The following is a 19,340-nucleotide window of genomic DNA, read 5'->3' as shown; positions in this document are numbered from 1 at the left end:
TTCATATAGCAAAGGTACGATGCATACATGCCTGATAAAAACCCCATTTGGGGGGTATTGTATAAAATATGGCCGCCTTAACTTTGCTTTCATCATAAAGGAAAAGAGGTTGATTAATTTGTCAGCCGGCTCTGGATAGAAATTGTAAACACTAAAATAGAAAAATAATGATAGCAATTAAGAAAATGATGTCTTTATGCTTTATAGCATTAACAACAACAGCTTGTGTAAAAGAGAATGATGATCTCGGTATGGAAGGTAGTGCCGAATGTTTGTACAAAGTTACAATAGATGGGCAGACAACACTTCCAAATCAGTTTGGTCAGGATAATATTGTGATCACAACGTCATCTGCGGAGGATATTTTTTCGTTTAGGATAACTCAGGCAAAAACAGATCCAAGCGAGGAATCTGTGATGGATGCTGTTGCATACAATGGTCGCTTTAACAGCAAGTTACCTGAAGGAACTTATCCTGTAGGTTTTTTTGGTGCAACGTCATTTCAAGCAAATGAGTCTGGATTATTTCCTCTTTATGGTTTTGAAGAAGAAGGTGAATGGGGTAATGCTACCATTACTCTGGTGGAGAATTCTGATCAACGAATCCGTATGAAAGTATCAGGGACAGTGATGAAACAAGACGAGGTAGGAGGTGATGTTAAGGAGTTAGGACTTGTTCCTGTGGAAGCGGAAATAATAATTGGTCGCAAACATTATGTTGAAGCCACTGTCGATGGAGTTTTAGTGGGGGGCGCCGTTTGTAAATGTCAAAAGTAGGATAAACATCTAATTACTTTGTTTTAACTAAATTACTATATAAATTATGAAAAAAGCAATTTTTACTCTCTTGGTGATCTTTATCGCTGGGGCTGTCCATGCGCAGCAATTTCAAAATGGAACAACTATGGCAAATGCTGGTATAGGCCTGGGAACCGCTTTAGGCGGCTTAGGAAAAGCGCGTCCTGCTATTTCTGTATCGCTAGATCATGGCATGTGGGATATTGGTGGCCCAGGCGTGATCAGCCTTGGTGGTTATATTGGCAATACCGGTTACAAATACACTGATTTGGGATATACCGCTAAATGGAACTACACGATCGTAGGTGCAAGAGGTGCCTACCATTATAATGGCTTTACCAATGTTCCGGATCTTGATGTTTATGGAGGAGTTATGCTTGGGTATAATATTGTGAAATATTCCTCAGATGGAGATGATGATTCCATGAGTAACAGCTATGGCAGTGGTTTGGGCTTTTCGGGTTTTCTGGGTGGAAGATGGTTCTTCAGTGAACAAATAGGCGGTTATGCTGAACTAGGTTATGGTGTTTCGGTATTGAATGCGGGAATTACCATTAAGTTCTAAAAGACCAAAGGTTTTCTATAATTTTTTATGCAAAAGCCCCTCTGAATTTCAGAGGGGCTTTTGCATAAAGTATTGATGTTATCTAGCGTTTTTTGTTTCTAGTCTTTATCAGGAGAAAAGCAAGTATAATTACTGCAAGGGTACTGAAGAGAGAAATAACGAGATAACGATTCGATGTTTGTTGGATTTCCTGAATTTTTAGTAACTGCTCTTCCTGGTTTTTTTGAAGCTTGCTGATTGTGTTAACATAACCATTGATACGTTTAGTTGATTGTTCTGCCTCGGAAGAGATGAAGGTTTTCTCCATGTCTTTGTATTCTAATAATACCTTAGTTTCTTTAAAAATATTATTATCGGTAGCAACAATTTCTTTTAAAATATCAATGGAAGCTTGCATATCTTTTTTGGTTTTCAAACCAAAGATTCCTGTGCGAGCTTTTAGGCTCTGATCAAACTGCCCGAAACGAGCACTGCGTTGGTCAAGTAAGGAATTTACTCGCTGACGTTGTACTTCATAAGCTAAGGTGTCTTGAGCTAAAAGTGGTTGATAGCTTAAAAGTATGAAGACAAAAAATAAAAATATCTTGTAGTTCATTTTACTTTTTATTTTGGAATTCAATTCTTACGATATTATCAGTTTGCAGACCTAATAATCCACTGGCATTTCCTTTGTTAATGGCAATTTCAAGGTAATTACTGATACCGAACAGGCAAAGTTTCTCTCCTTCAGGAACCTCGTTATAATGCCAGCTTAATTGATTGATAGTTTCGTTTCGTTTGAAAAAAAGCGTAAAAGGACGTTCCTTTTGAATTTTAGTAAATAATTCTTTATGGATATTGGTTATAACATTCTGGAATGAATCAATGTAAATTACGCTTCCTTGAATTGCATCAGGCTCTACAATAGGTTCAAAAACCCGTCGCTGAACGAGTTCGGTCACTGGCTCGCCAATTTCAGCTAGTTTGCCACCTTTAGCTAAATGGCAGGCAGCTTTTGCGAAAATATCAGTTAATGGGAAATGTAGAAATTTCAAGTCTTGTATAATGGATAATTCTACTATTTCTTCTGGTTGATTTTCAAAAATTAATGAAAAGATTCCATTATCTGCACCAATAAAATAATACCCATTGTACTTTAATGCCAGGTATTTTGTGTTTTCGTTGTAGACTGAATCAATGCCAATTAAATGCACTGTCTTTTTGGGAAAATACGGATAAGAATTCTTTAAAATAAAGGCTGCTTGTTGTAGATCAAAGGGTGCAATATCATGAGATATATCAATGATCCTTACGGTAGGATGTAGCGACAAGATGCTTCCTTTTAATGCAGCTTGATAGAAGTCTTTATGTCCTAAATCAGTAGTTAAAGTAATTATACCCATCATTAAAAACGTCTCCTCAAATCCAAATTTGGTTTTAACTCATTTTTGCAAACATAAGCAGAATTATTTTGCTTTTTTTTATGCTCCATTATTAGTAATCTTGCGTAAGGAATTTGATCTGCAAAGATTCAAATTTATTACATATAATTTAGCCTTCTAAAAACATTAATTTGAGTGAAATAAAAATTAATCTAGAACAAATTGACCCTCAAATATTATGGGGTCCGGAAAATGAGCATTTCAAATTAATAAGAAAATATTTTCCAAAACTAAAGATGGTTGCGCGAGGTACCGATCTCACTGTTTTAGGGGATGTTAAAGAACTTGAAGAGTTTCGATTGTATTTTGATGCCTTAATGGCTCATGTTGAGAAATATAATAATCTCATTGAAAGAGATATTGAAACAATTTACGATTCTAAAAACTCAGTGAAAACTGTTGAAAAAGGTTCTGCAAAAGGGAAAGAATTAGTTGCACCCGGTGGGGGAGAACCTATTGTTTTTGGGCCAAATGGTGTAGTTATTAAGGCCAGGACGCCTAACCAGAGAAAGATGGTTGATAGCATTCATAAGAATGACATTATTTTTGCTATTGGGCCCGCTGGAACTGGTAAAACTTATACTGCCGTAGCATTGGCTGTTAGAGCTCTTAGAAATAAAGAAATTAAGAGAATTATTCTTACCCGGCCGGCTGTAGAGGCTGGTGAGAATCTTGGTTTTTTGCCTGGTGATTTAAAAGAAAAGGTGGATCCGTATCTAAGACCTCTATATGATGCATTGGATGATATGATTCCGGTTGAAAAGCTTAAATATATGTTGGAAAACAGGATTATTGAAGTTGCACCTTTGGCATTTATGAGAGGGAGGACATTGGATAATTGCTTTGTTATTTTGGATGAAGCCCAGAATGCAACGGATATGCAAATGAAGATGTTTTTAACAAGGATGGGGCCAACTGCAAAGTTTATTGTTACAGGCGATGTTACTCAGATAGATTTACCAAAAAAGCAACAATCTGGATTAAACACGGCTATTAAACTACTAGATAATATTGAAGGCATTGATGTTATTTATTTGAGTGGAAGTGATGTAGTAAGGCATAAATTGGTTAAAAGTATATTATCTGCTTACGGAGATATTTAATAGAATAAAGATGAACGCTTTAAAAGAAACCAGTTTTAATTTTCCTAAGCAGACTGCCTTTTATAAAGGGAAAGTGAGGGATGTATATACCATCGATAATAAATACCTGGCAATGGTTGTTAGTGACCGAATCTCTGCATTTGATGTAGTTTTACCACGAGCTATTCCATTTAAAGGACAAGTTTTAAATTTAATTGCAGCAAGAGCACTCAAAGCAACGGAGGATATTATCCCGAATTGGTTGATTGATGTTCCTGATCCGAATGTAAGTATCGGACGTATTTGTAAGCCTTTTAAAGTAGAAATGGTGATCAGAGGTTATTTATCTGGTCATGCATGGCGCGAATATCAATTAGGAAAAAGAGAAGTGTGCGGAGAAAGGTTGCCAGATGGTTTAAATGAAAATGATAAGTTGCCTGAACCTATCATTACTCCTACAACAAAAGCAGCAGTAGGGCATGATGAAGATATCTCTGAGAAAGAAATATTGAAACAAGGGATTGTAAGTAGAGAAGATTATACTAAATTAGTAAAATATACAAAGGCTCTGTATAAAAGGGGAGCTGAGATTGCTGCAGAGCGCGGACTGATTTTAGTAGATACGAAGTATGAATACGGGAAAGTAGGAGATCAGATTTATTTGATGGATGAGATCCATACACCTGACTCCTCCAGGTATTTTTATGCTGATTCTTATGATAAATTACAAGAGGCAGGAGATCCGCAAAGACAATTATCGAAGGAATTTGTTCGTAAATGGCTAATTGAAAATGGATTTCAAGGAAAAGAGGGGCAGCAGGTTCCGCTAATGACAGATGAAGTGGTTCAATCTATTTCGGAACGGTATATTGAGTTATATGAGCATATAGTTGGTGAAGATTTTGATTATCCGAATTCGGGAGATATAAATAAACGAGTAGAATCAAATATATTGGCAGCAATAGATAGATTAGAGGTAGAATAGTAATACAAATACGAGCAAGATGAAATTTACAATTGATAGGCATGAGCGGTATGTGGTTTTGAAACCACATGAAAAAGTATTGGATGGGAGTGCCGCACCACAAGTTAAATCAGAATTTGTTCGCATTAATACAGACGGACAACGAAACATTGTATTAGATCTTTCTGAAGTAGAAGAGATTGATTCATCAGGTTTACGCTCTGCATTGATGGCTCATAGAATGTGTAAAGCATTGGGAGGGATTTTTATTCTTGCACATGCTAATTCAGAGATTTCTCAATTGATTGAAATCTGTAAGCTAGATGAGGTTCTTTTATCGGTGCCTACAATTCAAGAGGCTGAAGATATTGTTTTTATGGAAGAATTGGAGAAAGAGTTTAGAGGGTCTTCGGCATCAGAAGAAGGATGACATTTGAATTAACAATATTAGGTAGTAATTCAGCCACGCCGGCCTATGGGCGTAACCAGACTTCGCAAGTATTAAATATAAATGAGAAGCTGTATTTAATTGACTGTGGAGAAGGAACCCAGCTTCAGTTAATGAAGTATAATATAAAATCTTCTAGAATAAAGTATATTTTTATCAGTCATTTGCATGGAGATCATTATTTAGGTTTAGTAGGCCTGATTTCTTCCATGCATTTAATTGGTCGTAAAGAAGAACTGACGTTATTTGGTCCTCCGGAATTAAAGGAAATTATAGATATTCATTTGCTGCATTCTGATACCAGGTTACGTTATCCATTAATTTTTCATCCTGTTCAACCTTCGCAGGAGCAAGTAATATTAGAGAATGATGATGTTATTGTTCGCAGCTTTCCTTTAGATCATCGTATTCCTTGTACTGGTTTTCGCTTTGATGAAAGAGCCCGATTGGCAAAAATTAACATAGAGGCCGTAAAGGCTCAAGGGGTGCCAACAGAGTGTTTGCCGGTTTTAAAACAAGGAATGGATTGTGTTTCTGATGATGGTAAAGTATATAAATCTGCAGAGCTTACTTATCCGCCACCGTTAACGCGTAGCTATGCATTTTGTTCAGACACGCTTGATTCTGGTAGTTACCATGATTCTATAAAAGGTGTGAACTTATTATATCATGAAGCCACATTTTTAAATGACCTGTTATTAAGGGCAGTTGAAACATATCATACTACAGCTTTACAAGCTGGTGTGATTGCTAAAAATGTACTGGCAAAGAAATTACTTCTCGGGCATTTTTCAGCCCGCTATCGAAATCTGGAACCTTTACTGAATGAAAGTAAAAGTGTGTTTCAGAATTCTTTTTTAGCTATGGAAGGGGTTACATTTCCTGTTGAATAAGGGAGTTAGATTGAGAATTTATCGATCATTTCCTGGGTTACATGGACGGATTTTGCAGTTTTAATGTCGATTAATATATAATCAAACCAACCATCGCAAGCTGTTTTTCCGGTTTTTGTAATTTGTATTTCGAAATTAACTCTACATCCTTTTGAGTTTATACTTTCAATTCCTGTTTCAACAGTAAACTCTTGTCCCATTGTTAACGCTCTTTTATAGTCGATATGAGCAGTACGAACTACCCATCCATAACCATTGTTCATAAACTCTTCCATGCTCATGCCATAGCATTCTCGCATTTGATCATAGCGGGCAGCCATTACATAATCAAAGTATCTGCTGTTGTGAACATGTTGAAACATATCGATATCATCAGGCCTGACCTTATAGGAGGTTTTGAAACGGGAATAAATCTTCATGTAGTTAAATTAAAAAATTATAAGCCAATTCATTGTAATATAAGATATATACCTTATTTTTGCATAAAATTAATTAATTACACTTTAATATTATTCAGGTAATGTATTTAAGTAAAGAGTACAAAGCGGAGATTTTTAAAACATTCGCAGAATCAGAAACCAATACGGGATCTACAGAAGGACAAGTTGCCTTATTTACACATCGTATTGCTCATTTGACTGAGCATTTAAAGAAAAACAGAAAAGATTTTTCTACTCAGTTAGCACTTCAAAAATTGGTAGGTAAACGCCGTGGTTTATTAGCGTATCTTTATAAAAAAGATATCGAAAGATACCGTGCGATTATCAAAGCCTTAAAACTGAGAGATATTATCAAATAGAAATCAGGAAAATTTTGAGAAAGCCATCCCAAACCGGAGATGGCTTTTTATTTTTGCAAAACACAATACAATATATTAACAGAATACGGCTTGAAGATGAAACCGTATTATATCGAAACAAAAATGAGTTATAAAGAATTTAAAACAACATTCGATTTAGGCGATGGTCGTCAGATTGAAATCTCTACAGGAAAACTGGCTAAACAGGCTGATGGTTCTGTTGTAGTAAAACAGGGTGATACCATGTTATTAGCCACGGTTGTTTCTGCTAAAGAAGCTAAACCTGGAACAGATTTTTTACCTCTATCTGTAGACTATCAAGAAAAATATGCTGCAGCTGGTCGTATTCCCGGTGGGTTTTTGCGTCGTGAAGCACGTTTGTCTGATTATGAGATTTTAATTTCACGTTTAGTTGACAGAGCGCTTCGTCCATTATTTCCTGAAGATTACCACGCAGATACACAAGTTATGATTAGCTTAATATCTGCAGATAAAAATATAATGCCTGATGCTTTAGCTGGTTTAGCAGCTTCTGCTGCATTGGCAGTTTCTGACATTCCATTTAATGGCCCTATTTCTGAAGTGCGTGTAGCTAAGATTGATGGCCAGCTTGTTCTTAATCCAACTTTATCAGATTTAGAGCGTGCAACTTTAGAGTTTATTGTTGCCGGTTCCGCTTCTGATATTGGAATGGTTGAAGGAGAGGCGAAAGAGATTTCTGAAGAAGAAATGCTTGAAGCTATTGAGTTTGCTCATAAAGCAATTAAAGTTCAGGTTCAAGCTCAGCTTGATCTTGCAGAGATGGTTGGTAAAAAGGTAAAACGTGAATACAATCATGAGCCTTCTAATCCAGAATTGCGTGAATCTATTTATGCTGCATCTTATGATAAAGTATACGAGATTGCTAAATTAAGTCTTCCTAAACAGGAGCGTTCAGCACAGTTCAAAGAAATTCTTTCTGGTTTTTTAACTGAAGACTTAGATGATGACACTGTTTTCTTAACAAAAAAGTATTTTCATGATGTACAATCGGCTGCTGTTCGTAATTTAGTTCTGAATGAAGGAATTCGTTTAGATGGACGTGATTCTCGTACAGTTCGCCCAATTTGGAGCGAAGTAAATTATTTGCCTGCTGCTCATGGTTCTGCTGTGTTTACACGTGGCGAAACTCAATCATTAACTTCTGTTACATTAGGAGCGAAAGATTCGGAGCAAATGATTGATGGTGCATTTATTCATGGATACAATAAGTTTATATTGCATTATAACTTCCCATCGTTTTCGGTAGGTGAGGTTCGTCCAAATAGAGGCCCGGGTCGTAGAGAAGTAGGTCATGGTAATTTAGCGATGCGTTCTTTAAGACAAGTTTTACCAAAGGGCGATGAGAATCCATATACAATTAGGGTTGTTTCAGATATTTTAGAATCGAATGGTTCTTCATCGATGGCTACTGTTTGTGCTGGTTCGTTGGCATTAATGGATGCAGGTATTAAAATTAGTTCTCCGGTATCAGGAATTGCTATGGGTTTAATCATGGACGAGGATACTGGTAAATATGCTGTATTAAGCGATATTTTAGGAGATGAAGATCATTTAGGTGATATGGACTTTAAGGTAACAGGTACTGAAAAAGGTATTGTTGCTTGTCAGATGGACTTGAAAATAAATGGTTTGAAATGGGAAGTTTTAACTCAAGCTTTAGATCAGGCAAAAGAAGCTCGTTTGCATATTTTGGGTGAAATGAAGAAGACGTTGGTTACTCCTCGTGAAGATTATAAACCACATGCTCCCCGGATTGTTAGTTTCTCAATTGATAAAGAATTTATTGGTGCTATTATTGGACCTGGAGGTAAGATCATTCAGGAAATGCAACGAGAAACAGGTGCTACTATTTCAATTGAAGAGGTAGACGGAAAAGGTATAGTACAAGTGTTTGCTGATAATAAGGCTGCTATTGATGCTGCCGTTGGACGTATCAGAACAATTGTTGCTAAACCAGAGATTGGTGAAATCTACGAAGGTAAAGTTAAATCAATTATGCCTTTTGGAGCGTTTGTTGAGATTATGCCAGGAAAAGACGGTTTGCTACATATTTCCGAAATAGATTGGAAACGTTTAGAGACTATGGATGGCATCTTCAATGTAGGCGATGTAATTAAGGTTAAATTGCTAGACATTGATAAGCAAGGCAAGTTTAAATTATCTAGAAAGGTATTGCTTCCGAAACCGGAAAAAGACGAATCTAAATAAAAGTATATTATCATTATTAATATGAAACATTTAATTTCTCCATCTCTTTTATCGGCAGATTTTGCTAATTTAAAAGAAGATATAGATATGGTTAATCGTAGCAATGCTGATTGGTTCCATATAGATATTATGGACGGAGTATTTGTTCCGAACATATCATTTGGCTTCCCTGTTTTAACGGCTATTAGCCGTTATGCAAAGAAGCCACTTGATGTTCACTTAATGATTGTTGAGCCAGATAGATATTTGCAACAGTTTAAAGATTGTGGCGCTCATACTATCACGGTTCATTACGAGGCTTGTACTCATTTGCATCGTACGATTCAGGCTATTAAAGATGTTGGCTGCAAGGCAGGTGTTGCGCTTAATCCACATACTCCGGTTGCTTTTCTTAGTGAGGTAATAGGAGATTTGGATCTTGTTTTAATAATGTCTGTAAATCCTGGTTTTGGAGGTCAGAAGTTTATTGAAAATACCTATGAAAAGATCCGTCAATTGATAGCTATGGCATCCGCTAAGAATGAAAGTTTGCTTATTGAAGTAGATGGAGGAATTAATTTAGGAAATGCGAGTGATTTGCTTAAAGCCGGAGCTGATGTATTAGTTGCAGGAAATGCAATATTTGCAGCTAAGAACCCCGAAGCTGTTATTGATGAGTTAAAAAACATAGCAGTGTCAAATATTAGAATATAGATATTCTTTAAATAGAGTAATTTGAAAACGGAGGATATTATCCTCCGTTTTTTTTTATATTCTGTATTAATTCCCTTAATAAATTAAATATTTCGTATTTATCTAATTAGATTTTAGTTTTTTTGATAAAGCTTTGTTAATAATAATGATAAAATGAAAATTAATATTTAATTTTATCGCAATATTTAACTTAAATTTTACAACGAATGAAACATAATTTTGGTGCTGGACCATGTATTTTGCCCCAAGAGGTTTTTAAACAAGCTTCTGAGGCAGTAATTAACTTTAATGATACTGGCTTATCTATTTTAGAAATTTCACATCGCTCCAAAGAATTTGAGGCAGTAGTGGCTGAAACGGAATCTTTGATTCGTGATTTGCTTTCGGTACCACAGAATTATTCTATTTTGTTATTGCAAGGAGGTGCTCGTCAGCAATTTGCAATGGCTCCTATGAATTTATTAAAAGAGGGTGGAAAGAGTGCTTACCTTGATACAGGTAGCTGGGCCAGTTATGCAATAAAAGAAGCTAAGAATTTTGGATCGGTAGAAGTGGTTGCTTCAGGTAAAGAAAATAATTATACCATCATTCCTAAGGATTATACTATCCCTACGGATGTAGATTATTTTCACTATACATCTAATAATACTATTTTTGGAACTGAACTTTTTGATATACCAAATTCACCTGTTCCTTTAGTTTGTGATATGTCTTCTGACATCATGAGCCGCAAGATAGATGTCTCAAAATTTGGTTTAATATATGCAGGTGCTCAAAAGAATATTGGACCAGCAGGATTAACAATTGTAATTGTAAATAATGATTTGCTAGGAAAAACAGGAAGAACTATTCCTTCTGTATTCGACTACCAATCGCATATTAATGCAAAATCAATGTTTAATACACCTCCTGTATTTTCTATCTATGTTGCTATGCTAAACCTTAGATGGTTGCGTTTAAAAGGCGGAATAGAGGAAATTGAAAGAGAGAACATTGTAAAATCTCGTACTTTATATGAGGAAATAGATCGTAATCCATTGTTTAGAGGACCTTCAGCAGTAGAAGATCGTTCTAGAATGAACGTTACTTTTGTAATGGAAAACCCTGAGTTGGAAAGCGAATTTTTAGCGCTTGCTCAAAAGAGAGACCTGGTTGCTTTAAAAGGACATAGAAGTGTAGGTGGATTTAGAGCATCTTTATACAATGCATTGCCAATATCAAGTGTTCATTTATTGGTTGATGTAATGCAAGAATTCGAAGAAAATCATAAATAATAAAAAATAGAATTAAAAATGAGAATACTGGCTAATGATGGAATTGATGATCAAGGTAAATTAATGCTTGAAAACGCAGGTTTTCAAGTAGATACCACTCATATTCCACAGGATGAATTAATGGAGAAATTACCTCAATATGATGTTATAACGGTACGTAGTGCAACAAAGGTTCGTAAAGAACTTATTGATGCTTGTCCGAATTTAAAGATCATTGCAAGGGGAGGAGTAGGTATGGACAATATTGATGTTCAATATGCTCGTGACAAAGGTATTACTGTAATTAATACTCCAGCTGCATCATCAATATCAGTTGCTGAATTAGTTTTTGCTCACTTATTTAATGGTGTACGTTTCTTATATGATTCACAAAGAAAGATGCCTGTTGAAGGTCAAACTAACTTTGCTGGCTTAAAAAAGGCTTATGCTAAAGGTGTTGAATTGCGTGGAAAAACATTAGGAGTTATTGGTTATGGCCGTATTGGACATGAAACTGCTAAGATGGGATTGAGTTTAGGGATGAATGTTTTGGTAGCAGATACTTTTCCTGTTAATACAGAAATTTCATTGACATTCTTTGATGGACAATCTGTAAAATTCAATGTTAAGCAAGTTCCTCTTGAGGAATTACTACAGAATGCAGATTTTATAAGCCTTCATGTTCCTTTCTTAGGTAAACCATTAATTGGTGCTGAAGAGTTTTCGAAGATGAAAAATGGAGTTGGTATTGTTAATGCTTCAAGAGGTGGAATTATTGATGAAACTGCTTTAATTAATAGCTTAGATTCTGGTAAAGTTGCTTTTGCAGGTTTGGATGTGTTTGAAAATGAACCACAACCAAATAATTTATTACTAACTAATGCTAAAATATCTTTATCTCCACATATTGGTGCAGCTACAAATGAAGCTCAGCAACGTGTAGGAGAGGAGCTTGCAAGTTTAATTATTGCAAAACTGGCAGGTTCGTAATTTTAATAATATTCATAGAATTTATAATTGTTCAGGTTATTTAATTAAGAGAGGTCTATATTAAATAACCTGAACTTGGTAAAATGGCTGTTCTTTAAACAAGATGGCCTTTAATATTTATATCCAATGAGAATCCTAAAATTCGGGGGAACATCCTTAGCGACTGCTGAAAGAATGAAAGCACTTTATCAGATTGCAAAATCTGATGACAGACAAATCATTGTTTTATCGGCTGTTTCGGGAACTACAAATGCTTTAGTTGAAATTAGTGAAGCCTTTCAACATGGTAAGAAGGAAGCTGCTGATGCTATAATAAAGGAATTGCGATTAAAGTATAATGCATTTATTCAGGAATTATTTACAACAGAGAAAGGGTTAGAGAACGGGAAAGAATTAATAGATTATCATTTTAAATTGATAGCTTCTCTTTCTGAACAGCAATTCACTCCAGTTGAAGAAAAAGTTATTCTGGCTCAAGGAGAATTATTGTCTACTACTTTATTCCATTTTTATTTAACTGAAATAGGTGTAAAATCACGATTGTTGCCCGCACTTGATTTTATGAAAATAGATGAAGATAATGAACCTATTATTGATTTTATTAAAGTGAAGCTTCAAGAATTGTTGGATAAGGATAAAGATTGTCAGCTGTTCATAACTCAAGGATTTATTTGTAGGAACTCTTTTGGAGAAATAGATAATTTACGTAGAGGGGGCAGTGATTATACAGCTTCTTTGATTGGTGCTGCTATACAAGCTGATGAGGTTCAGATTTGGACAGATATAGATGGTATGCACAATAATGATCCCAGGATTGTTAAAGGAACAAAGCCTATTGCACATATTAGTTTTAATGAAGCAGCAGAGCTGGCCTATTTTGGAGCCAAAATTCTTCATCCTCAAAGTGTATTTCCTGCGCAACGCTATAATGTTCCGGTTAGGATTTTAGATACGTTAGTTCCTGAAGCACCAGGGACAACAATTAGGGCAGAGGGTGCTATAAAAGGTGGGGTGCGTGCTATTGCAGCCAAGGATGGAATTACAGCTATTCGTATCCATTCTTCCAGAATGTTATTGGCATATGGCTTTTTACGTAGAGTTTTTGAGGTTTTTGAGCGGTATAAAACTCCGATTGATATGATTACAACATCGGAAGTTGCTATTTCTTTGACAATAGATGATACTAAACATTTGCAGGAAATTAAGAAAGAACTCGAAGATTTTGGGCATGTAGAAGTTGACTATGATCAAACGATTGTTTGTGTTGTGGGCGACTTTAGTTCAAGTACTCATGGTTATACATCACGAGTTTTGGATGCAGTAAAACACTTGCCAATTCGAATGATATCATACGGTGGAAGTGAGTATAACATCTCTCTTTTATTAAACACTTCTGATAAAGTAGAAGCACTGAAATCATTGCATACTCGTTTATTTTAAAGACCAGGATCAAATATGTTTGATAATCATTTAGTTAAGGAATTTCAAAATAAAGAAACTCCTTTTTATTATTACGATTTAGCTTTATTAGAAAATACTCTCCAGGCAGCTAAAAAAGGTGCAGATAAGCATGGATTTCATGTCCATTTTGCATTAAAAGCTAACTTTAATGATCGGGTATTGAAGTCAATCTGTAGTGTTGGTTTTGGAGCTGACTGTGTAAGTGGTAATGAGGTTTTAAAGGCTGTTGAGATTGGTTTTGATGCTAGTAAAATAGTTTTTGCAGGTGTAGGTAAATCAGATAAGGAGATTATAGCCGCTCTTGAAAATGATATCTTCGCTTTTAATGTGGAATCTATTCAGGAGTTAGGAGTAATAAATGAATTAGCAAAGGCTAAGGGAAAGAAAGCTCGCATTGCTTTGCGAATCAATCCAAATGTTGATGCCCAAACGCATCATTATATAACAACTGGTTTAGAGGAGAATAAATTTGGTATTAAAATTTGGGAGTTAGATGGTTGTATAAATGAACTAAAAACTCTTAACAATATTGAATTAATCGGTATTCATTTTCATGTTGGTTCACAGATTACTGATTTAAATGTTTTCAAAAGTCTATGCATTAAGATTAATGAAATAAATACCTGGTTTGAAGAACGCGGTTATTATTTGAAAGTATTAAATGTAGGAGGGGGGCTTGGTGTTGATTATCATAATCCTGATGGAAATAGTATTCCGGATTTTGAAGCCTATTTTAATGTTTTTGACCAGTTCTTAGAGCGGAAGAATGATCAGGAAGTTCATTTTGAATTAGGTAGAGCACTTGTGGCACAATGTGGAAGTTTAATTAGTAAAGTTCTGTATGTGAAGACCGGGTTAAAGAAGAATTTCTTAATTCTGGATGCAGGAATGACTGAATTAATGCGACCAGCATTGTATCAGGCTTATCATCAGATAGAACGGTTAGAAATTAAAGATTCTCAAACAGAAGAATCCGCGACTGCTAATTATGACATCGTCGGACCTATTTGTGAAAGTACAGATTGCTTTGCTAAGGAAGTTGTTTTACCTGAAACAAGCAGGAATGATTTAGTGGCTATCCGTACTGCCGGTGCTTATGGAGAGGTGATGGCTTCTCGTTATAATTTACGTGAGGAAATTCGCTATGTTTATAGCGACGAAATATTAGTTAAATAATTAATGGAGCAAATAAAGCTGTTATAATAGCTTTATTTGCTCCATTTCGAAAACTGAATCTACTTTCCAGTTTAATTTATCCTTTGACGCTTGCACAGCTAATTCATCGCAACGTTCATTCTCTATATGCCCTGCATGACCTTTTACCCAAGTAAACTTAACTTGATGTTGTTTGTATACTGCAAAGAATCGTAACCACAGATCTTTGTTCTTTTTTCCTGCAAATCCTTTTTTTATCCAGCCATACAACCATTTTTTTTCAACAGCGTCAATTATATATTTTGAATCAGAATAAATCATTATCTCTTGATTTGGAATTTTAATTGATTCAAGAGCTACGATTACCGCTAATAGCTCCATTCTATTATTGGTAGTTTTTCTAAAGCCTTCTGAAATTTCTTTATAGTGTTGTCCTTTTCTTAAAATTGCGCCATAACCGCCAGGTCCTGGATTTCCACTTGAAGCTCCATCAGTAAAAATTTCTATCATGAAAGCAAAGATAATGGATAAGCTCTTAAACAGCATCTTTATTAGCAGACTTTAATTCACCCTAATTTATATTTTTGTTATCTTTACGTTTTAATTTAAATATAATTATGTCGCTCGAGAAAATTAATATTAGAACTTGGATTATTCTATTTATCATCATTGGTTTTGCTGCCTTACGTGGATTGAGCCCGGAAAGGTTTGGAGACTTAGCTAATTTTACTCCAGTAGGGGCCATAGCCCTTTTCGGAGGTGCCTATATTAAGAATAAATACCAGGCTTTTCTTCTTCCTTTATTGATTTTATTGGTTTCCGATGCTTTCATTAACTATGGTTATTTCGGTGAATTTACTCTTCTTTATGATGGAATCTTCTGGGTGTACTTAAGCTTTGCTTTGATTGTTCTGTTAGGCAGAGCTATCAAACATGTAAAACCAACGAGTATTCTTTTATCTGCTCTTGCTACTGTTCTTATACATTGGGTTGTAGCAGATATTGGTGTATGGTTAAATAATCCTGCATTTGCACAAACACCTGCAGGCTTTTTGCAATGTCTTGTAATGGCTATACCTTTCGAAAAGAACTTCCTTGCAGGAACTCTATTATATAGTGCAGCTATGTTCGGTGGATTTGAATTATTGAAATCATATTTCCCGAAACTGTCTTTAGCTCGTATATCATAAAGCAGTATAAGACCTCTTATAGAATTGTACTGAAAGTTAAAACTGGAATATGTACTATACTAGTATAGCATATACTTAATAGTATTATAATATTTAAAAGCTGGCCTTAATTAGGGTCAGCTTTTTTTATGACATAGAATCTGCAAAATTCAATATTGGGATTTATATGTTATGGATCCTTTATGTTTTTACTTATACAGACAGGTTCTGTTCTCCTTTTATAATCTTTATAAGTCCTCCTCTAATGATGCTTGTGAAATGTTAATGTCTTCTCACAAAGCTATGATTCATCCGCTGTTTTATATATTCAATTTAGTAATGTTATGATTAAATATATACACTAATTCGTCTTCAGCTGTTTTAAGAAAATTACATCTAAATTTAGAATAGTTCCTACATATTTGGTGATTTACGTCACCAAATATAGTTCCGATATTGTGTTATATATTCTTATAATCAGGTAGTTATGTAGTTTACATAAAGTTTTTATACTTGTAGTCATTTATGTGTATAAAAAAGAAAGTCCCCAAACAGAATATTATTCTGTTTGGGGACTTATCGTATTAGTATACAGTTGATTATACTTGTTTACCTGTAGTTATCATAGATTAGAACTCATGTCTATTACAGGTTTCTTTAAAGGAGGCCATCATAGACTTAAAATGAGATAATGCTTGATTGATGAAGGTTTCGTCGATCAATTGAAATACACCATTAACTCCATCCGTTACATCCATTTCCGATATCTTATAAGTTTGTTCAAGACTACCTTGTTCTATCTTGATAATAAACTTTTGATTCATTGAAAAGATAGTGATCTTACAATCAGGATGAGGTAATTCTGCAATACTTCTCATTATACAATTCCTTGAGCGCACATTGCTTTGGCGACCTTAATAAATCCTCCAATATTGGCACCTTTCAAATAATTGATTTTACCCGATTCTTCTTTACCGTAATGAGTACATGTATTATGGATGTCATGCATGATGTGTTTTAATTTAGCATCGACTTTTTCCTCAGTCCAGCATTGACCAATTCTGTTTTGTGACATCTCTAATCCTGATACAGCAACACCACCTGCGTTTGCCGCTTTTCCTGGTGCATAAGAAATACCCGATTTTAATATTAATTTTACTGCTCCCATAGTACAAGGCATATTAGCACCTTCTGCTATACAGAAACATCCATTCTTTATTAAAAAAGCTGCATCTTCAGTATCTAATTCATTTTGGGTAGCACAGGGTAGGGCTATATCACATGGATAAATCCAAGGAGTTTTACCAGGTGTAAAGGTCGAATCATATAGATCTGTATATTCCTTAAAGTCTCTTGATCCTTTGTTTTTTAGTTTCGTGATAAAATGAATCTTATCAATCGTAAAACCATCTTTGTCATGAAGTACACCATCACTATTTGATACAGTAATAACTTTAGCTCCAAGGTTTACGGCTTTAATTGCAGCGAACTGGGCAACATTTCCACTACCAGAAATTGTGATTACTTTACCTTTTATAGAGATGTTTCTCTCATATAGCATTTGTTCTACGAAATACAAAAGGCCATAACCTGTTGCCTCTGGTCTAATTAAACTGCCACCCCAACCTGGTCCTTTACCTGTTAATATTCCTGTAAATTCGTTTCTTATTCTCTTGTATTGTCCGAAAAGGTAACCAATTTCTCTTTCTCCAACACCAATATCACCAGCCGGAACATCAACATTAGAGCCAATATGACGAGATAGCTCTGTCATAAAACTTTGGCAGAAACGCATAATTTCTTTATTAGACTTGTTTCTAGGGTCGAAATCAGATCCTCCTTTACCACCACCAAGTGGTAATCCTGTTAAGCTGTTTTTGAAAACTTGCTCAAAGGCTAAAAATTTTAATATGCTTAAGTTTACGGTAGGAGAAAAGCGTAAGCCGCCTTTATAAGGACCGATCGCACTGTTCATTTGAACACGAAATCCTCGATTGATTTGAATATCACCATTGTCGTCTTCCCAACATACCCTGAAACTAACTACACGCTCTGGTTCCATAATGCGCTCTAAAATCTTTTCATCCAGAAAAGCAGGGTTACATTCTTCCATATATGGAATAACATCTTCGGCTACCTCAGTTACAGCCTGAATAAATTCCGGTTGATTAGGATTTCTTTCTTTAAGAAGTTTTATGAAAGACTTAAATTTTTGGGACATATTACTATAATTTGTTTTGATTTTTATTTTGTCAACAATAATAATTATAATATGCGTATTATTCAAATTTGTAGATATATTCTTCATATTATTTCAAATATGTATGTTAAAAATTGTGTAATTGGAATTTCAATTAGTCTTGATTTTTATTAATTAAATACCCTGGTTAATATCTTATGTTTAATTGTACTTATAATACATATTATGTTAAATAGAAATATATGCAATTCAGAATGGCTCATTTCAGAGGCTCCTATCTTAATCTTAGAAAGATTAAAAGATAGGTATATATCATGTAATATAATCAGAGTGTGTAGATGTCAGAAACAGAATATACTATTCTAAAGAATCGCAGATCTTATACGAACAAGCTTATCTATTAAACCTTCTAAAAGATCTAACTGTAACATGTTTGCTCCGTCAGACTTGGCCATAGCTGGTTCAGGATGCGTTTCAATAAATATACCGTCTGCGCCAACTGCTATAGCAGCTTTTGCAATGGTTTCTATAAGCTGAGGTTTACCTCCTGTAACTCCGGTTGCCTGGTTAGGTTGCTGTAAAGAATGTGTGCAATCCATTACTACAGGAACATTAAATGACTGCATTTGTGGAATTGAACGAAAATCCACAATAAGGTCTTGATAACCAAATGTATTTCCTCTATCAGTTAGAATAATTTGATCATTTCCTGATTCTTTAACTTTATCTACCGCAAATCGCATTGACTCAGCTGATAAGAATTGTCCTTTCTTAACATTTACTACTTTACCTGTTTCGGCAGCAGCAATTAGTAGATTGGTTTGACGGCATAGAAACGCGGGAATTTGTAATACATCTACAAATTCTGCAGCAATACTTGCTTCATGACTTTCATGAATATCCGTTACTGTAGGAATATTAAAGGTTTCACCAACTTTTCTAAGGATTTTCAATGCCTTTTCATCACCAATACCTGAAAATGAATCTATTCTTGAGCGATTAGCTTTACGGTACGATCCTTTAAATATATAGGGAATATTGTACTTGTCGGTAATTTGAATAATTCTTTCCGCAATGCGTAAGGCCATATCCTCACCTTCTATTGCGCAAGGGCCTGCCATTAAAAAGAAATTGCTTGAATCTGAATTCTTGATGCCTGATAAAGGGTTTATTTTCATTTTTAATTATAATATATTTTTG

General features: G+C 35.0%; 21 protein-coding genes. 14 read left to right on the top strand and 7 right to left on the bottom strand.

Annotated features, from left to right (window positions below; genetic code table 11):
* Positions 1-167: 167 nt before the first annotated feature.
* Together C8N28_RS01740 and C8N28_RS01735 are read left to right on the top strand one after the other, a co-directional pair.
* Positions 168-776 (top strand): hypothetical protein, encoded by a 609-nt coding sequence (locus C8N28_RS01740; protein WP_132220945.1) that lies wholly within the window; start codon positions 168-170, stop codon positions 774-776.
* Positions 777-822: 46 nt separating this feature from the next.
* The gene (locus tag C8N28_RS01735) at positions 823-1,362 is read left to right on the top strand and encodes a hypothetical protein (RefSeq protein WP_132220943.1); all 540 of its coding nucleotides are present in this window, start codon (positions 823-825) and stop codon (positions 1,360-1,362) included.
* 82 nt (positions 1,363-1,444) lie between these two features.
* Here the strand turns inward: C8N28_RS01735 and C8N28_RS01730 are convergent, their stop codons facing one another.
* On the bottom strand, positions 1,445-1,957 hold the full coding sequence (locus C8N28_RS01730) for a hypothetical protein (RefSeq protein ID WP_132220941.1): 513 nt from the start codon (positions 1,955-1,957) through the stop codon (positions 1,445-1,447).
* Position 1,958: 1 nt separating this feature from the next.
* On the bottom strand, positions 1,959-2,744 hold the full coding sequence (locus C8N28_RS01725) for an SAM hydrolase/SAM-dependent halogenase family protein (protein ID WP_132222476.1): 786 nt from the start codon (positions 2,742-2,744) through the stop codon (positions 1,959-1,961).
* A gap of 170 nt (positions 2,745-2,914) precedes the next feature.
* Here C8N28_RS01725 and C8N28_RS01720 point away from each other — a divergent pair, with 170 nt between their 5' ends.
* Genes C8N28_RS01720 through C8N28_RS01705 form a run of 4 tightly spaced genes read left to right on the top strand, consistent with a single transcriptional unit; the run spans position 2,915 to position 6,170 of the window.
* Positions 2,915-3,886 (top strand): PhoH family protein, encoded by a 972-nt coding sequence (locus tag C8N28_RS01720; protein WP_132220939.1) that lies wholly within the window; start codon positions 2,915-2,917, stop codon positions 3,884-3,886.
* Positions 3,887-3,896: 10 nt separating this feature from the next.
* Positions 3,897-4,850: a phosphoribosylaminoimidazolesuccinocarboxamide synthase gene (locus C8N28_RS01715; protein ID WP_132220937.1), complete on the top strand. Its 954-nt coding sequence runs from the start codon at positions 3,897-3,899 to the stop codon at positions 4,848-4,850.
* Positions 4,851-4,869: 19 nt separating this feature from the next.
* A complete protein-coding gene (locus C8N28_RS01710; protein ID WP_132220935.1) occupies positions 4,870-5,259 on the top strand; it encodes an STAS domain-containing protein in 390 nt (129 codons plus the stop codon).
* Positions 5,256-6,170 carry a ribonuclease Z gene (locus C8N28_RS01705; RefSeq protein WP_132220933.1) on the top strand — a complete coding sequence of 305 codons (915 nt, stop codon included), beginning with the start codon at positions 5,256-5,258 and terminating at the stop codon, positions 6,168-6,170. Before C8N28_RS01710 ends, C8N28_RS01705 begins: the two co-directional genes overlap by 4 nt.
* Positions 6,171-6,175: 5 nt before the next feature.
* Here the strand turns inward: C8N28_RS01705 and C8N28_RS01700 are convergent, their stop codons facing one another.
* Positions 6,176-6,589, bottom strand: coding sequence for an acyl-CoA thioesterase (locus C8N28_RS01700; RefSeq protein ID WP_132220931.1), 414 nt, complete (start codon positions 6,587-6,589; stop codon positions 6,176-6,178).
* A gap of 101 nt (positions 6,590-6,690) precedes the next feature.
* Between C8N28_RS01700 and rpsO the strand changes: the two genes are divergently transcribed.
* The 7 genes from rpsO to lysA all read left to right on the top strand — a co-directional run bounded on the left by rpsO (position 6,691) and on the right by lysA (position 14,792).
* The gene (rpsO, locus tag C8N28_RS01695; protein WP_132220929.1) at positions 6,691-6,969 is read left to right on the top strand and encodes a 30S ribosomal protein S15; all 279 of its coding nucleotides are present in this window, start codon (positions 6,691-6,693) and stop codon (positions 6,967-6,969) included.
* A 123-nt stretch (positions 6,970-7,092) separates the two neighbouring features.
* A complete protein-coding gene (locus tag C8N28_RS01690; RefSeq protein ID WP_132220927.1) occupies positions 7,093-9,219 on the top strand; it encodes a polyribonucleotide nucleotidyltransferase in 2,127 nt (708 codons plus the stop codon).
* A gap of 21 nt (positions 9,220-9,240) precedes the next feature.
* Positions 9,241-9,912, top strand: a complete 672-nt coding sequence (gene rpe / locus C8N28_RS01685; protein ID WP_185140114.1) for a ribulose-phosphate 3-epimerase — start codon at positions 9,241-9,243, stop codon at positions 9,910-9,912.
* A 206-nt stretch (positions 9,913-10,118) separates the two neighbouring features.
* Positions 10,119-11,186: a 3-phosphoserine/phosphohydroxythreonine transaminase gene (gene serC / locus C8N28_RS01680; protein WP_132220922.1), complete on the top strand. Its 1,068-nt coding sequence runs from the start codon at positions 10,119-10,121 to the stop codon at positions 11,184-11,186.
* A gap of 18 nt (positions 11,187-11,204) precedes the next feature.
* A complete protein-coding gene (locus C8N28_RS01675) occupies positions 11,205-12,155 on the top strand; it encodes a D-2-hydroxyacid dehydrogenase (protein WP_132220920.1) in 951 nt (316 codons plus the stop codon).
* Positions 12,156-12,281: 126 nt separating this feature from the next.
* Positions 12,282-13,595 carry an aspartate kinase gene (locus C8N28_RS01670; RefSeq protein WP_132220918.1) on the top strand — a complete coding sequence of 438 codons (1,314 nt, stop codon included), beginning with the start codon at positions 12,282-12,284 and terminating at the stop codon, positions 13,593-13,595.
* 15 nt (positions 13,596-13,610) lie between these two features.
* Positions 13,611-14,792, top strand: coding sequence for a diaminopimelate decarboxylase (gene lysA / locus C8N28_RS01665; protein WP_132220916.1), 1,182 nt, complete (start codon positions 13,611-13,613; stop codon positions 14,790-14,792).
* 21 nt (positions 14,793-14,813) lie between these two features.
* Here the strand turns inward: lysA and rnhA are convergent, their stop codons facing one another.
* Positions 14,814-15,281, bottom strand: a complete 468-nt coding sequence (rnhA, locus tag C8N28_RS01660; protein ID WP_132220914.1) for a ribonuclease HI — start codon at positions 15,279-15,281, stop codon at positions 14,814-14,816.
* 107 nt (positions 15,282-15,388) lie between these two features.
* Here rnhA and C8N28_RS01655 point away from each other — a divergent pair, with 107 nt between their 5' ends.
* On the top strand, positions 15,389-15,961 hold the full coding sequence (locus C8N28_RS01655; RefSeq protein WP_132220912.1) for a DUF6580 family putative transport protein: 573 nt from the start codon (positions 15,389-15,391) through the stop codon (positions 15,959-15,961).
* 608 nt (positions 15,962-16,569) lie between these two features.
* Here the strand turns inward: C8N28_RS01655 and C8N28_RS01650 are convergent.
* The 3 genes from C8N28_RS01650 to kdsA all read right to left on the bottom strand — a co-directional run bounded on the left by C8N28_RS01650 (position 16,570) and on the right by kdsA (position 19,318).
* Entirely contained in the window at positions 16,570-16,818 is a 249-nt protein-coding gene (locus C8N28_RS01650) for a hypothetical protein (protein ID WP_132220910.1), read from the bottom strand.
* The gene (gdhA, locus tag C8N28_RS01645) at positions 16,818-18,161 is read right to left on the bottom strand and encodes an NADP-specific glutamate dehydrogenase (protein WP_132220908.1); all 1,344 of its coding nucleotides are present in this window, start codon (positions 18,159-18,161) and stop codon (positions 16,818-16,820) included. Before gdhA ends, C8N28_RS01650 begins: the two co-directional genes overlap by 1 nt.
* Before the next feature lie 341 nt (positions 18,162-18,502).
* Positions 18,503-19,318, bottom strand: a complete 816-nt coding sequence (kdsA, locus tag C8N28_RS01640) for a 3-deoxy-8-phosphooctulonate synthase (RefSeq protein ID WP_132220906.1) — start codon at positions 19,316-19,318, stop codon at positions 18,503-18,505.
* Positions 19,319-19,340: the final 22 nt, after the last annotated feature.

The sequence above is a fragment of the Albibacterium bauzanense genome, assembly GCF_004339765.1.
Taxonomy (GTDB): Bacteria; Bacteroidota; Bacteroidia; order Sphingobacteriales; family Sphingobacteriaceae; genus Albibacterium; species Albibacterium bauzanense.
The sequence above is the reverse complement of the archived record's forward strand: the minus strand, read 5'-3'. Positions and strand labels throughout refer to the sequence as shown.